Source organism: Streptomyces sp. NPDC034111 (assembly GCF_055575375.1).
In genome coordinates, this window is sequence record NZ_JBVIST010000009.1 from 102,862 (window position 1) to 115,913 (window position 13,052).

A 13,052-nucleotide genomic window follows, 5' to 3' on the forward strand; every position below is an offset into this window, starting at 1 on the left:
CGGCGGCTGTACGCTGAGAGGCCTGTCGTGGAACCGACGTTCCGCGGCAGCGTACGAGGTCACAGGCGCTCAGCAGGTGTGCCGTCGGTGGAAGTCGGGAAGAGCCGCATCATCGGATGCGCATGGTGTGGGGGGCGGTAGTGGCAGACGGCTTTGACTTCAGCCCTGGGGCGCAGGTGCCGCTCTCGGGGAGCGCGGGGCAGACGGCGGCGACCCAGGCCCTGGCCTCGGCCGCCTACCGGGACAGCCCGCTCGCCGACATCTCCAAGGCGGACTCCGACTCCGGCAAGTCCGAGATCAAGAAGCCCAAGCTGTCGCTGTTCGCGCCCAACCTCGGCGAGGCGTTCTCGCGCGCCGTCCAGGTGCGGATGCTCGGCGGCGGCCGCGCCGCGCTCATCCAGTCGTTCGGGACCGAACCGCAGACCATCGTCGAGCACTGTCTGTCGGCCACCCGCATCCGCAAGCAGCGGGACATCAAACTGACGCTGCTGATGGTGGTGTTCGGGCTGCTGTTCCTGCCCGGGGTGCTGCTGTGGCTGGGCGCGTTCCAGCTGCGCAAGATGCTCTCCAAGAGCGACGGCAAGAGCCTGTCGCTGCTGGGCGCGGTGCTGCTGACGGTGCTCGGCGGGCTCGCCCTGTTCTTCATGATCAAGCTGCCGATGAGCGGCTTCTGGCCGATGTACGGCCGCGCCATGATCGTCGCCCCGGTGGTCGGCTGGTGGCTGGCCAAGCAGATCTGCGAGCGGACCGCGGTGGCCATGCGGGAGTCCTGGAAGGGCCTGCTGGAGGGCGGCGGGGTGGCCGCGAAGATCCCCGAGGCGGTGCCCCAGGACCCGAACCAGATCGCCGCCGAGACCCTGCGGCAGAATCTCGCCAAAATCTCCGCCGAGCAGAGCAGCAACGTGGTCTTCTACGCCGGGCCCAAGGGCATACTCGGCATGGGCACCCGCTGGGGCAGCTGGCAGCTCGCCGAGGAGCTCACGCCCGCCAAGGAAGGCACCGAGATCAACCCGTTCCGCAGCTGGGACGTGATCCGGGTGATCCACGACCGGCTGCGCCTGCTGGAACGCAGCCCGCTGCACACCGGCGGCTTCCCCACCCCCTCCGTACGCCACTGGATCGTCTCCCCGGTCGGCGAGAAGGCCGCCGCGGTGACCCGCCCCGAGGGCACGCATGTGGAGGCGTACCAGATCCGCGGGCACGAGATAGAGCGGATCTGCAACGAGCAGCAGTTCGGCAGCGGCAACCGGCACTACCTCGGCGTGCAGTTCGTCCTGTGGGACGGCCAGTTGGTGATCACCCTGATGATCACCGTCACCGTGCTGCACGAGACCCTGCGCATCGAGGTCACCGGCCACGCCCTGGGCCCGGTCAACGGCCTGTTCACGACCAAGCCGGAGCCCAAGACCAAGGAAGTCGCCAAGGTCGTCAAGTTCTGGGAGACCAGGACCCAGCAACTCCCGCTGATCGAGGCGCAGGAAGTGGTCCGGCTCGCCGCGCGCGCCCCGCTGACGTGGTTCCCGCCGGTACTGGACTTCCTCGGCGGCAAGCTGACCCTCCCCGAGCCGTTCGGCCTGCGGCACGTCTGGGCCGACAAGCCCTGGCGCCACCGCTTCATGGCCGATGACGCGCTGCGCGCCGCGACCCCGGTGCTGCGTACGGTCCACGCCGCCGCGATGAGCGTCCTCAAGGACAACGGCGTGGACACCGAGCGCTTCACCAACCGCTCGCTGGTGCTCAGCGGCATGATCCAGGGCGTGGAGCCGCAGAAGGCCGACGAGTACAACGCATAAGCCGGGGGGCAACGGGCGTCGGCCTAACGGAAGATGCCCGTGTGCCCCAAGGAGTACCGGCCGGGCTGCGGGTAGACCGCGAGGCCGTGCGGGCCCTGGCCGACCGGGATCTTGGCGAGGGTCTTGCCGGTACGGGTGTCCAGGGCGTAGACCTCCGAGTTGTAGCGGCCGGAGAGCCACAGGACCTTGCCGTCGGTGGACAGGCCGCCCATGTCGGGGCTGCCGCCGCCGCGGATGTGCCATTTGCCGGTGAGCTTGCCGGTCTTGAAGTCGAGCAGCGAGATGGAGCCTTCACCGCGGTTGGTGATGTACAGGTACCGCGAGTCCCGGCTGACGTAGAGGCCGTGGGCGCCCTTGCCGGTCGGCATGAGCCGGGGCCGGTCGAACCGGTCGCCGTTCATGACCCAGATGCCGTCGGCCATCATGTCGGCGATGTACCAGGTCCCGCCGTCCGGGGAGATCTTCACGTCCTGCGGCATCGCCCCGTCGAACGGCAGCTTCTCCTGGCCGATGACCTCCATCTTCTCGGTGTCGACCTTCAGCAGCTCACCGGAGAACTCACAGGAGACGATGAAGTACCGGCCGTCCGGGGAGAAATCGGCGTGGTTGACGCCGGCGCAGCCGACCGGGAGGGTCTTGCGGACCTCCATGGTGTGCGGGTCGCGGAAGACCAGCTGCCGGTCCATCGAGGCCATCACGACCGCGTACCTGCCGTTGGGCGTGAAGTACAGGTTGTAGGGGTCGTGGACCTTGACCGGCTTGCCGGCCTTGCCGGTGGCGGGATCGATCGGGGTGAGATCGTGCCCCCGGTTGTTGTTGACCCACAGCGTCTTCAGGTCCCAGGACGGTACGACGTGCTGCGGCTGCACACCGACCGGGAGGGTCTCGATGACCTTGTACGTCTTCGGGTCGATCACGCTGACCGTGTCGGAGCCGGTGTTGGGCACATAGATCCGCGACGGGTAGCCCTTGACCTGCGGTACGAGCTTGCCGGGGCGGTCCGCCGCGTACAGGTCGTGCTCGTCGATCAGCGGCGGCATTCCGGGCAGGCCCGGCTTGGCGGCCTGGACCGGTGCACGCTCGACCGGCCGCGGGCTCGGCGCGGCGGGCTTGCTCTCCCCGCCACCGCAGCCCGCCGCCGCCAGCGCGCAGGCCAGGACGATCAGCGCGGCCCGGTGGGCGCGGGGCCTCTTACGGTCGTGGGTACGGTTCCGGTCAGCCATCAGGTCACTAGCTCCGTTGTCGTCACCGCGCGCAGACCGCGCCGGCGGAGGCCGTCGAGGATCGGGGGCAGCGCGGCCACCGTGCCGGCGTGCCCGAGGTGGAGGCTCACGACCGAGCCCGGACCGACCGCGTCCAGGACCGTGCGCCGGACGGCCGGGGCGCCGGGATCGGTCGCGTCGAGGGAGTCCACGTCGTAGGACAGGATGTGCGGATAGCCGGCCTTACGGGCCAGCCCGGCCACCAGGTCCGTGGCCCGCCGGGTCTGCGAGGGGCGGAACCAGCTGCCGATGGTCCCGGTGAGGGCGCGCAGCCGGTCGGCGCACCCGGTGATCTCGGCGTACGCCTCGGCGGCCGGCAGGGCGCAGACATTGCGGTGGTGCAGGGTGTGATTGCCCAGCTCATGGCCGCCGTCGAGGATCCGGCGGGCCATCGCGGGCTGCTCGTCGAGCCAGTCGCCGACGGCGAGCACGGTGAGCCTGGCACCGGCCCGCTCGGCCTCGTCCAGCAGGGCAATCGCCAGTCGGGGGTCGCCCGCGCCGTGGAAGGTCAGCGCGACCGCGTGGCCGTCCCGTGGGCCGTGGTCGATCTGTACGGGCAGGCCGGGCGCCCTGGTGGGCGGCCGGGCGGCGTGCGGCCGTGCGGGCGGGGTCCGGTCCGCTCCGCTGGGCCGCGGACCGCCGGGCGACCGTACGGTGCCGGATTCCGCGTCCCGGCCCGGGTCGCAGCCCGCCACCAGCGCACCGGTGGCCGCGGCCGAGGCGGCCGCGCGCAGCACGGAGCGACGATCCAGGGAAGTCACCACCCCATTAGAGAGGCAACTAATCCGAATTAGGGCGATCTATCCGATTCGCCCGGGTGCGTGTCGTCTCGGACCCCGCCCCGGGCGACCGCGGACGGCGGCTACTGCGGCCAGGCGGCGGCGAGCATCGTCCGGGTGTCGGCGAGGAGTTGGGGCAGCACCTTGGTGTGGCCGACCACCGGCATGAAGTTGGTGTCACCGCCCCAGCGCGGGACGACATGCTGGTGGAGATGGGCCGCGATACCGGCGCCTGCGACCGTGCCCTGGTTCATCCCGATGTTGAAGCCGTGCGCCCCGGAGGCGGTGCGCAGCGCGGTCATCGCCCGCTTGGTGAACTCGGCCAGCTCCAGGGTCTCCCGACCGTCCAGCTCGGTGTAGTCCGCCACGTGCCGGAACGGTACGACCATGAGGTGGCCGCCGTTGTACGGGTACAGATTCAGCACCGCATAGACCCGCTCCCCGCGTGCGATCACGAGGCCGTCCTCGTCCGACTTCTCGGGGATGGTGCAGAACGGACAGCCGTCGTCGGCCCCCGGACCGGTGGGCTTGTTCTCGCCCTGGATGTAAGCCATCCGGTGGGGCGTCCACAGGCGCTGAAAGGCGTCCTGCGTCCCGACTCCGATCTGCTGCTCCGGCTCGCTTGTCATACGGGCCAGCATATGGCTTCGCCCATTGGCAGCGTGTCGTTGGGGCGGAGACCGCGGCCCGCTCGGCGATGCTGTGCCGGTGGACAGGCAACAGCAGCTGTGGCGGTGGGAGCGGCACGCCGAGCCGTACCTCCTCCTCGCCTCGCTGCTCTATCTGACCTCCTACACGGTCCGGGTCCTGGTGCCGGACCTCTCCCCCGGCTGGCACACGTTCTGGGCGCTCGTCACCTTCGTGACCTGGGGCTTCTTCGTCCTCGAATATCTGGCCCGGCTGCTGCTCAGCGACGACCGGCGGCGCTTCGTACGCACCCGCTGGCTGGATCTGATCGTGACCGTCCTGCCCCTGCTGCGGCCGCTGCGGATCGTCGACCTGCACGAACGGATGCAGCGCCGCCGGGCCCAGCCCCGGCTGTCGCTGGAGGGCCGGGTGATGGCCTACACCGGCCTGACCACACTGCTCCTGGGCTTCGCCGCCAGCCTGGCCGTCTACCACGACGAGCGCTACGCCCCGCACGCCAACATCCGCACTTTCGGCGACGCGGTGTGGTGGGCCGCCTCCACCCTGACCACCACCGGCTACGGCGACGCCACCCCGGTCACCGCACGCGGCCGGGTGGCCGGGGTGGCCCTGATGTTCATGGGCGTCGGCCTGGTCGGAGCGGTGGTGGGCTCGTTCTCGTCCTGGCTGATGCGGCGCTTCCGCCAGGACGGCGAGGCATGAGAAGGCCCCGGAGAGCGGGTCGCTCTCCGGGGCCGCACGCTCACCGAACGCGCCGGGGTCACACCTCGACGCGGCGCTCCACGACATCCAGGATCTTGGCGATCGCCTCGTCGCGCGGGATGCCGTTCTCCTGCGAACCGTCGCGGTAACGGAAGGAGACCGCGTCCGCCGCCATGTCCTCGTCACCGGCGAGAACCATGAACGGCACCTTGGACTTCTGCGCGTTCCTGATCTTCTTCTGCATCCGGTCCGACGACGAGTCCACCTCGATCCGCAGCCCCTTGGCCTTCGCCTGCGCGGCGAACTCCTCCAGGTACGGGACGTGGGCGTCACCGATCGGGATGCAGGTCGCCTGCACCGGCGCCAGCCACGCCGGGAAGGCGCCCGCGTAGTGCTCCAGCAGCACCGCGAAGAACCGCTCGATCGAGCCGAACAGCGCGCGGTGGATCATGACCGGGCGCTGCTTGGTGCCGTCCGCCGAGGTGTACTCCAGCTCGAAGCGCTTGGGCTGCTGGAAGTCGACCTGGATGGTCGACATCTGCCAGGTACGGCCGATCGCGTCCTTGGCCTGCACGGAGATCTTGGGGCCGTAGTACGCGGCGCCGCCCGGGTCCATGACCAGCTCAAGGCCCTGCTTCTCGGCGGCCTGGCGCAGCGTCTCGGTGGCCTCCGCCCACTCCTCGGGCTCGCCGATGAACTTCTCGGACTCGTCGCGGGTGGACAGCTCCAGGTAGAAGTCGCTCAGGCCGTAGTCGCGCAGCAGGTCCAGCACGAAGGTCAGCAGCGAGTCCAGCTCGTCATGCATCTGCTCCTTGGTGCAGTAGATGTGCGAGTCGTCCTGGGTGAAGCCGCGGGCGCGGGTGAGGCCGTGCACCACACCGGACTTCTCGTAGCGGTAGACCGTGCCGAACTCGAAGAGCCGCAGCGGCAGTTCACGGTACGAGCGGCCGCGCGCCTGGAAGATCAGGTTGTGCATCGGGCAGTTCATCGCCTTGAGGCGGTAGTCCTGGCCCTCGAACTGCACCGGCGGGAACATCGCGTCCGCGTAGCTCGGGAGGTGGCCCGAGACCTCGAAGAGCTTCTGCTTGGAGATGTGCGGGGTGTTGACGAACTCGTAGCCGGCCTCCTCGTGCCGCCGGCGGGCGTAGTCCTCCATCACCTTGCGGACGACGCCGCCCTTGGGGTGGAAGACGGCCAGGCCCGAGCCGAGGATCTCCGGGATGGAGAAGAGGTCCAGCTCGGCACCGAGCTTGCGGTGGTCGCGCTTCTCGGCCTCGGCGAGGAACTCCAGATGTGCCTTGAGCTCGTCCTTGGTCGGCCAGGCGGTGCCGTAGATCCGCTGGAGCTGCTTGTTCTTCTCGCTGCCGCGCCAGTACGCGGCGGCCGAACGCATCAGCTTGAACGCGGGGATCGCCCGGGTGCTGGGCAGGTGCGGACCGCGGCAGAGGTCCTTCCAGCACAGCTCGCCGGTCTTGGCGTCGAGGTTGTCGTAGATGGTCAGCTCACCGGCGCCGACCTCGGCGGAGGCACCCTCGGCGGCGTCCGCGGCGGAGCCCTTGAGGCCGATCAGCTCCAGCTTGTACGGCTCGTCCGCCAGCTCCTCGCGCGCGGCGTCGTCGCTGACCGGACGGCGGGAGAACTTCTGCCCGCGCTTCTGGATCTCCTGCATCTTCTTCTCGATGCGCTTGAGATCGTCCGGGTGGAAGGGGGTCTCGACGTCGAAGTCGTAGTAGAAGCCGTCCTTGATCGGCGGGCCGATGCCGAGCTTCGCCTCCGGGAACAGCTCCTGCACGGCCTGCGCCATCACATGCGCGGTGGAGTGCCGCAGGATGTTCAGACCGTCCTCGGAGGTGATCTCCACGGCCTCGACCGCGTCGCCGTCGGCGACCTCGTACGCCAGGTCCTTCAGCTCACCGGCCACCCGCGCGGCGACGACGCTGCGCTCGCCCTGGAAGAGGTCGGCGGCCGTAGTGCCCGTGGTCACCACGCGTTCTTCCCGCTCGGAATCGCGTTGGATGGTCACACGGACGTCTGACACCGGTCTCTCCTGACTCATGTCTCTTCGCGGCAGCGATTGCTGTGCAGCCGAATCGTACCGAGCCTGCGGACCTGACCGCTAAACGGTTTCACCACCCTTCGCTCCCCGCCGGCTGATCCTCCGCGCCGCAGGCCTCCTCGAAGAAGTCGAGATTCTCCTGGAGCGACTTCAGCAGCCGGTCCCGCTCCGCCTCGTCGACCTGTACGGGGGTGACATCGCGGCCGCCGGTGATCCGGCGGAAGCCGCCCCGGCTCTCCAGCCGCCCGCTGACCCGTATCGGCAGCCCGACCAGGTGCGCATGGCCGGCGATCCGGTAGTCCTCCTCCCCCAGCGCGACCCGTACCTGCACCACATCGGCCCCGGTGAGCACCCGCAGCCGCACCGTGCCGGGGCCGCCCGGCCGCTCCCGGCGCAGCCGTACGACCGCGCCGGTCACCCGTACCGGCAGCGAGGGCTCGGCGCGGACGTAGCGCTGGGCGGCCTGCTGCAACGCGGGCAGATCACCGGGCGAGAACTCGACCGGTTCGGGGCGGGCCGGGCAGCCGGCCGGGGCGCCCGCCGCCGGGGACCACGCGAGGGCGATCCGTACCCCCTCCGCGTCCCGCACCAGCGCGATCAGCGCCTGCGCCAGCTCGTAGCAGACCCCCAGCTCGACGGCGGCGTCGAAGGCCTCCATCCCGCCGGTGGCCCGCCGGTAGTCGGTGGCGTCGCGGGCGGCGTGCAGGGCCCGCTGGAGTCCGGCGACCGCCCCGCGTCCCCCGCGTACCGGGACGAAGGCGGTCAGCCGCCGACCGGCCGCCGCCGGGCCGACCAGCACCTCGCCCATGAAGCTCTCCGCCTGCCGTTTGTGCCGGGCTCCGAAGTAGCCGGCCCGGCCGTACGTGCTCAGCGCCCCGGCGATCAGCATCGAGCGGGCCGCGCCGCGCAGCTGCTCCTGCGCCACCCAGTACGCGGCCCCTGAGCCGCCGTCGGGCACTTCGCGCTCCCAGCGCACCTCGTCGCTGGGCACCGCCAGCCCCATCAGCACCTCGCGGGCGGAGGGCGCGGCGCTCTGCGCCAGCGCCGCCAGCGCCTCGGCGAGCAGCTCCGGGCTGTCGGGGAAGCGGCGGTCGTGCGGTACGAGCAGGCTGGTGCCGCCCGCACCGCCGGGCGGCGTCCACCGGGCGTAATGCCCGGCGGTCCCGCCCCGGCGGCGCCAGCCGTGCCGGGCCAGCAGCGCGTTGAGCACCGCAGGGTCGAGCAGCGCGGGGTCCAGCAGCCGCACATCGGGTTCATCGGTCGGCCGGTACATCAGGGTCTCCCTCCCGCCCCGACCCGCGTCATGATCTCGCAGAGCGCTCGGTCGTCGAAGATCCGCGTGGTCGGGATCCGCACAGTGGTCCTGCGCCGGCCGGTCACCGGATGGCCGGCCAGGTTGATCCAGTAGCAGCAGTGCCGCAGTTCGAGGCGGTCGTGGGAGGCCCGCAGCCAGTCCTCCTGGGTCCGCGGGACCAGCATCACGACCAGGATCTTGTGCACCGATACGGGCGTACGGGCGAGCTTCACCAGGTGGTCGTTGTCGAGCGTGAACGCGAACGTCGGCCCCGGTGGGCGCGGGGCGGTCTGGTAGGTGCATTTGAGCTGCACCTTGATGGTGACCTCGTCGTCGACGGTGTGGCCTGGCGCGCCATGGCTGACGTGCCAGTCGATTCCGTTGTCCGGGAAGGGCTGCGCCAGCGCGCATCCGGAGGCGGCGGCGACCGCGTGGAGGTAGGCGACCTGGAGGGTCTCCATACAGGCAGTGGTGGCGAGTCCGCCGCGCTGCGGGGTGGTGCGCTGGGGCAGCAGCCCGCCCGGTTCGGGCTGCGCGAGCGTCATCGCGGAGCTGCCTTCCGGGCTGTGCCGTTGCCGTGCCGTGCGTCTGGTTGACGGGGAAGCGGCGGATCGCGCGGCCCGTCCCTTGTGTTGTCTCCGCGTCAAGTGCCCGGCAAACAAGGACGGTTCGGCCACCGGCCGGTTCGGGTATCACCAGCTCGGGTGACGTGCTGGGTCATCCCCCGTAAGGCCGGGAGGAGTTGGGATGATGCCGTGCTGGTATGACGGACCACTTGCCGCCTTCGACACCGAGACGACGGGCATCGACGTCGAGCGGGATCGCATCGTCTCCGCGGCCCTGGTGGTCCAGGAGACCCCGCGCTCGGCGCCCCGTACCACCCGTTGGCTGATCAACCCCGGCGTGGAGATACCGGAGGCCGCGACGGCGGTGCACGGGCTGACGGCCGAGCATCTGGCGCTGCACGGCCGCTGGCCGGCGCCGGTGCTGGAGGAGGTGGCGCGGGCCCTGGCCGCCCAGTCGGTGGCCGGCCGTCCGCTGGTGGTGATGAACGCCCCGTTCGACCTGACCCTTCTGGAGCGCGAGTTGAAGCGGCACCGCGCCAGCTCGCTCGACGCCTATCTGGGCGGGCACCCGCTGTGCGTGCTGGACCCCCGGGTGCTGGACAAGCATCTGGACCGCTACCGCAAGGGCCGCCGTACGCTCACGGATCTGTGTGCGCACTACGAGGTCGAGCTGACCGACGCCCATGAGGCGGCCGCCGATGCGCTCGCCGCGCTGCGCGTCGTCCGGGCCCTGGGGCACCGGTTCGCCGACCGGCTGGCGGGGCTGCAACCGGCGGAACTGCACACCCGCCAGGCGGTCTGGTACGCGGCCCAGGCGCGCGGGCTCCAGGCGTGGTTCGACCGTACCGGCACCCCTGAGGCGGTCGATCCGCATTGGCCGGTGCGCCCCGGTCTTCCGGCCGCGGCCTGATTACGCATCAGGGATTCCGGGCCGGACGACAATGCCCGGAGAATTCCGCACGCAACAGATCTCAACGCGGCAGAACTCAACGCATACTCGTCCCGCCGAACCGACATTCCAACAAAATGAACCGGGCCGCCTTTTGGCGGCCCGGTTCATGATCCGGTGGGCGATACTGGGTTCGAACCAGTGACCTCTTCGGTGTGAACGAAGCGCTCTCCCACTGAGCTAATCGCCCGGGCGTCGGCGAGGTTTCCCTCGCGAACGACGTGAACAATACAGGTCGCCCGGCCCTTCCATCAAATTCCTGTCATCCGCGGGCCAGCCAGGCGGCGAGGCCGCGCCGTCCGGCCCGCATCATCAGCGCGTGGTTGGCCAGGAACAGCGGGCGCCCCACGAGCGCGAGCCACCGCAGCAGCGGCTTGCGGACCTCGACGTCCTGGTCGAAAACGGCCCGGGTGCCGCCGGCGCCGGCCACCACCGTCCAGCGCGCCCAGCCCACCAGATCGCCCCGCATCGCTATCTCCAGCACCCCCGCCCCCGGGTCGCGCAGCTGCTCGGTGGCCACCACCTTCAGGTCGTACGGCAGCAGCGAGCGGAACCGGGCCGTACCGCTGCGGTCGTCGAGCGGGGTCACCTCGCGGACCTGCGGCCACCACCGGGGGTAGGCCTCGGCACGCTCGAGGACGGCGTAGACGACGGCCGGCGGGGCGTCGAGCAGCCAGACGCTGCGGAAGCGGTAGCGGTGCAGTCGGTGTGACCAGTCGGGCATGATCCCAGTGTGCGCCCCCGTACCTGCGTGCGGGCCCAACAACTGCGACGGCCCGGAGACTTGGTGTCTCCGGGCCGTCGTCCGGGGTGGGCGATACTGGGTTCGAACCAGTGACCTCTTCGGTGTGAACGAAGCGCTCTCCCACTGAGCTAATCGCCCGGGCGCACCGCCAACATTACCCCACGTCGACGGGCACTTGTGACCATATCCGGGTCACTGGGAGACGTTCCACGGCATCGCGAAGCCGAACTTCGCCACGTACACGGCGAGCGCCGCCACGATGATGACCAGGCCGATGGTGGTCAGGATGATGTTGCGGCGCCGCACCTTCGGGTCGAGGGCCTTCTGGGCCGCTTCGGTGACCTTGCGCTTGGTCCAGCGCAGCACCAGCTGGGCCCAGACGAATTCGGTCGCCCAGATCGCCATACCGGCGAAGATCACCAGCCAGCCGGGGCCGGGCAGCGGCAGCATGATCACACCGGCCACGACCACCGCGAGTCCGATGATGAAGACACCGACCTGCCAGCTCAGGTGCAGCGGCCGGGAGCGCTTGATGAAGTGCGGGGCCCTCGAACCGAGGGGTTGCTCGGGTGGCACGGCGTCCTCCTCGACCAGGACCCCCGACCCCCCGTTACTCTGCGTATTCATGTCATCAAACTTACCGGACGGGACGGCTCCGCGGAATTACCGCCGAGGACGATCTCGTAATCCGCCGTAAGAGGTACGTGAAGCCACTCAAAACCGTCAGAGGGGTTTACAACGGCACCGTAGGTGGCATGTCGATTTCGCCGACGTGCGAATCCCCGAGCGCACACTGAGCGAAAGGCCCTGGCGCTTATGAACACCACGGTCAGCTGCGAGCTGCACCTGCGCCTCGTTGTGTCGAGCGAGTCCTCACTGCCTGTACCCGCGGGCCTGCGGTATGACACGGCCGACCCCTACGCCGTGCATGCCACCTTCCACACCGGAGCCGAGGAGACCGTCGAGTGGGTTTTCGCCCGCGACCTCCTCGCCGAGGGCCTGCACCGGCCCACGGGCACCGGAGACGTCCGCGTATGGCCGTCCCGGAGCCACGGACAGGGCGTTGTCTGCATCGCCCTGAGCTCCCCGGAGGGCGAGGCCCTGCTGGAGGCGCCCGCACGGGCCCTCGAGTCGTTCCTCAAAAGGACCGATGCCGCCGTACCGCCCGGTACGGAACACCGGCACTTTGATCTCGACACCGAGCTCTCCCACATCCTGGCGGAGAGCTGAGACGCAGAGCGGTTACCGAAAGCACTTACCCGCTCACACTTGCGACCGTCCGACTCGGGGAGACGGCGCAGGACCGACAAGTTCATACGGCACACTTCGGCGTCGTCGCCGCGGGCCCACCGCGGAGGCGGCGCTGAAGCTTGTTCGAAGCGCTAGAGTCGGCGACCATTCGGCCACGACACCGGGGGCGGTATCCGTCCGGCCCCCACCCTGCCAGGGAGCAGAACCGTGATGATCACCCATGACACCCGGTGCGCGCTGGACACGGTGGTCGATCTGCTGAACACCGCGCCGGAGGGTGATGCGCCCGGCGCCCCGGACAGCCTGACCGGCCTCGAAGCCCTCGAGGACTTCGTACGGCGCCATGACGTCAGCGGCGTGGGGGCGCTGGGCGCGGACGATCTGGCGGCCGTACGGTCGGTGCGCGCGCGGTTCGCCGAGGTCTTCGCGGCCGACGACGACCACCTCGCGGCCGCCCAGCTCAATGCGCTGGTCGCCTCCGCGGGCACCACCCCGCAGCTGACCGACCACGACGGCTACGACTGGCACATCCACTACTTCGCGCCCGGCGCGTCGGTCGCCGACCATCTGGCCGCGGACGGCGGGATGGCGCTGGCCTTCCTCGTCGTCGCCGGGGAGCGCGAGCGGCTGCGGCGCTGCGAGGCGCCGGACTGCCGACATGCCTTCGTCGACCTCTCCCGTAATCGCTCGCGGCGCTACTGCGACAGCCGCACCTGCGGAAACCGGCTGCACGTGGCGGCCTACCGGGCACGGCGGCGGGAGGCCGCGGGCTGAGCGCCCGGGCGGCGGCGCCGCACCGCGGCCTCACAGGATGAAGAGGTCGTGTACGGCGCCGAGGAGGAGCAGAAAGCCGATGACGGCGAGGAAGAGCATCAGCGGCGGCTGGGACAGCGCAAAAAGGCAACCGCGCGGTTGGGGGGACGGGGCGTCGTCCTGGGCGAGGGCGCACTCATCGTTCATCTCGCGCGCATCATGACGCAGATGATCGTCTGAGTACGCCCGATCAG

14 protein-coding genes and 2 tRNA genes are annotated in these 13,052 nt (G+C 70.2%); 5 read left to right on the plus strand and 11 right to left on the minus strand.

Translation table 11 applies throughout. The annotated features are described in order from the left end of the window. Positions 1 to 116 precede the first annotated feature (116 nt). A complete protein-coding gene (locus ACZ55A_RS21645; RefSeq protein ID WP_468842331.1) occupies positions 117 to 1,793 on the plus strand; it encodes a hypothetical protein in 1,677 nt (558 codons plus the stop codon). Between the two features lie 23 nt (positions 1,794 to 1,816). Here ACZ55A_RS21645 and ACZ55A_RS21650 read toward each other — a convergent pair whose 3' ends face one another. From ACZ55A_RS21650 to ACZ55A_RS21660, 3 genes are all read right to left on the minus strand, one after another. Next, the gene (locus ACZ55A_RS21650; protein ID WP_468842334.1) at positions 1,817 to 3,016 is read right to left on the minus strand and encodes a YncE family protein; all 1,200 of its coding nucleotides are present in this window, start codon (positions 3,014 to 3,016) and stop codon (positions 1,817 to 1,819) included. After that, positions 3,016 to 3,816: a polysaccharide deacetylase family protein gene (locus ACZ55A_RS21655; RefSeq protein WP_468842336.1), complete on the minus strand. Its 801-nt coding sequence runs from the start codon at positions 3,814 to 3,816 to the stop codon at positions 3,016 to 3,018. Before ACZ55A_RS21655 ends, ACZ55A_RS21650 begins: the two co-directional genes overlap by 1 nt. A gap of 101 nt (positions 3,817 to 3,917) precedes the next feature. Continuing rightward, the gene (locus ACZ55A_RS21660; protein ID WP_468842339.1) at positions 3,918 to 4,475 is read right to left on the minus strand and encodes an HIT family protein; all 558 of its coding nucleotides are present in this window, start codon (positions 4,473 to 4,475) and stop codon (positions 3,918 to 3,920) included. Between the two features lie 61 nt (positions 4,476 to 4,536). On the opposite strand from ACZ55A_RS21660, the gene ACZ55A_RS21665 reads away from it, so the two are divergent. Then, complete coding sequence (locus tag ACZ55A_RS21665; protein WP_468842342.1) at positions 4,537 to 5,184, plus strand: potassium channel family protein; 648 nt, start codon at positions 4,537 to 4,539, stop codon at positions 5,182 to 5,184. A 58-nt stretch (positions 5,185 to 5,242) separates the two neighbouring features. Here the strand turns inward: ACZ55A_RS21665 and thrS are convergent, their stop codons facing one another. The 3 genes from thrS to ACZ55A_RS21680 form a co-directional block, all read right to left on the minus strand. Next, positions 5,243 to 7,222 (minus strand): threonine--tRNA ligase, encoded by a 1,980-nt coding sequence (gene thrS, locus ACZ55A_RS21670; RefSeq protein ID WP_468842345.1) that lies wholly within the window; start codon positions 7,220 to 7,222, stop codon positions 5,243 to 5,245. A gap of 88 nt (positions 7,223 to 7,310) precedes the next feature. Next, complete coding sequence (locus ACZ55A_RS21675; protein WP_468842347.1) at positions 7,311 to 8,513, minus strand: hypothetical protein; 1,203 nt, start codon at positions 8,511 to 8,513, stop codon at positions 7,311 to 7,313. Next, positions 8,513 to 9,079, minus strand: a complete 567-nt coding sequence (locus tag ACZ55A_RS21680; protein WP_468842350.1) for a DUF4365 domain-containing protein — start codon at positions 9,077 to 9,079, stop codon at positions 8,513 to 8,515. The genes ACZ55A_RS21675 and ACZ55A_RS21680 overlap by 1 nt, the downstream gene beginning before the upstream one ends. A 205-nt stretch (positions 9,080 to 9,284) precedes the next feature. Between ACZ55A_RS21680 and ACZ55A_RS21685 the strand changes: the two genes are divergently transcribed. Then, on the plus strand, positions 9,285 to 10,010 hold the full coding sequence (locus ACZ55A_RS21685; protein WP_468842668.1) for an exonuclease domain-containing protein: 726 nt from the start codon (positions 9,285 to 9,287) through the stop codon (positions 10,008 to 10,010). A gap of 157 nt (positions 10,011 to 10,167) precedes the next feature. Here the strand turns inward: ACZ55A_RS21685 and ACZ55A_RS21690 are convergent. From ACZ55A_RS21690 to ACZ55A_RS21705, 4 genes are all read right to left on the minus strand, one after another. After that, positions 10,168 to 10,239, minus strand: a tRNA-Val gene (locus ACZ55A_RS21690). A 72-nt stretch (positions 10,240 to 10,311) separates the two neighbouring features. Continuing rightward, positions 10,312 to 10,773 (minus strand): SRPBCC family protein, encoded by a 462-nt coding sequence (locus tag ACZ55A_RS21695; RefSeq protein WP_468842352.1) that lies wholly within the window; start codon positions 10,771 to 10,773, stop codon positions 10,312 to 10,314. 87 nt (positions 10,774 to 10,860) lie between these two features. Continuing rightward, a tRNA-Val gene (locus ACZ55A_RS21700) sits at positions 10,861 to 10,932 on the minus strand. 54 nt (positions 10,933 to 10,986) lie between these two features. Beyond that, positions 10,987 to 11,421, minus strand: a complete 435-nt coding sequence (locus tag ACZ55A_RS21705) for a TIGR02611 family protein (protein WP_468842355.1) — start codon at positions 11,419 to 11,421, stop codon at positions 10,987 to 10,989. Between the two features lie 189 nt (positions 11,422 to 11,610). Here ACZ55A_RS21705 and ACZ55A_RS21710 point away from each other — a divergent pair, with 189 nt between their 5' ends. After that, entirely contained in the window at positions 11,611 to 12,024 is a 414-nt protein-coding gene (locus ACZ55A_RS21710) for an SsgA family sporulation/cell division regulator (RefSeq protein WP_003959770.1), read from the plus strand. A gap of 228 nt (positions 12,025 to 12,252) precedes the next feature. Further along, positions 12,253 to 12,819: a CGNR zinc finger domain-containing protein gene (locus tag ACZ55A_RS21715; protein WP_468842358.1), complete on the plus strand. Its 567-nt coding sequence runs from the start codon at positions 12,253 to 12,255 to the stop codon at positions 12,817 to 12,819. A gap of 30 nt (positions 12,820 to 12,849) precedes the next feature. Here ACZ55A_RS21715 and ACZ55A_RS21720 read toward each other — a convergent pair whose 3' ends face one another. Further along, complete coding sequence (locus ACZ55A_RS21720) at positions 12,850 to 13,005, minus strand: hypothetical protein (RefSeq protein ID WP_468842361.1); 156 nt, start codon at positions 13,003 to 13,005, stop codon at positions 12,850 to 12,852. Between the last annotated feature and the right edge of the window lie 47 nt (positions 13,006 to 13,052).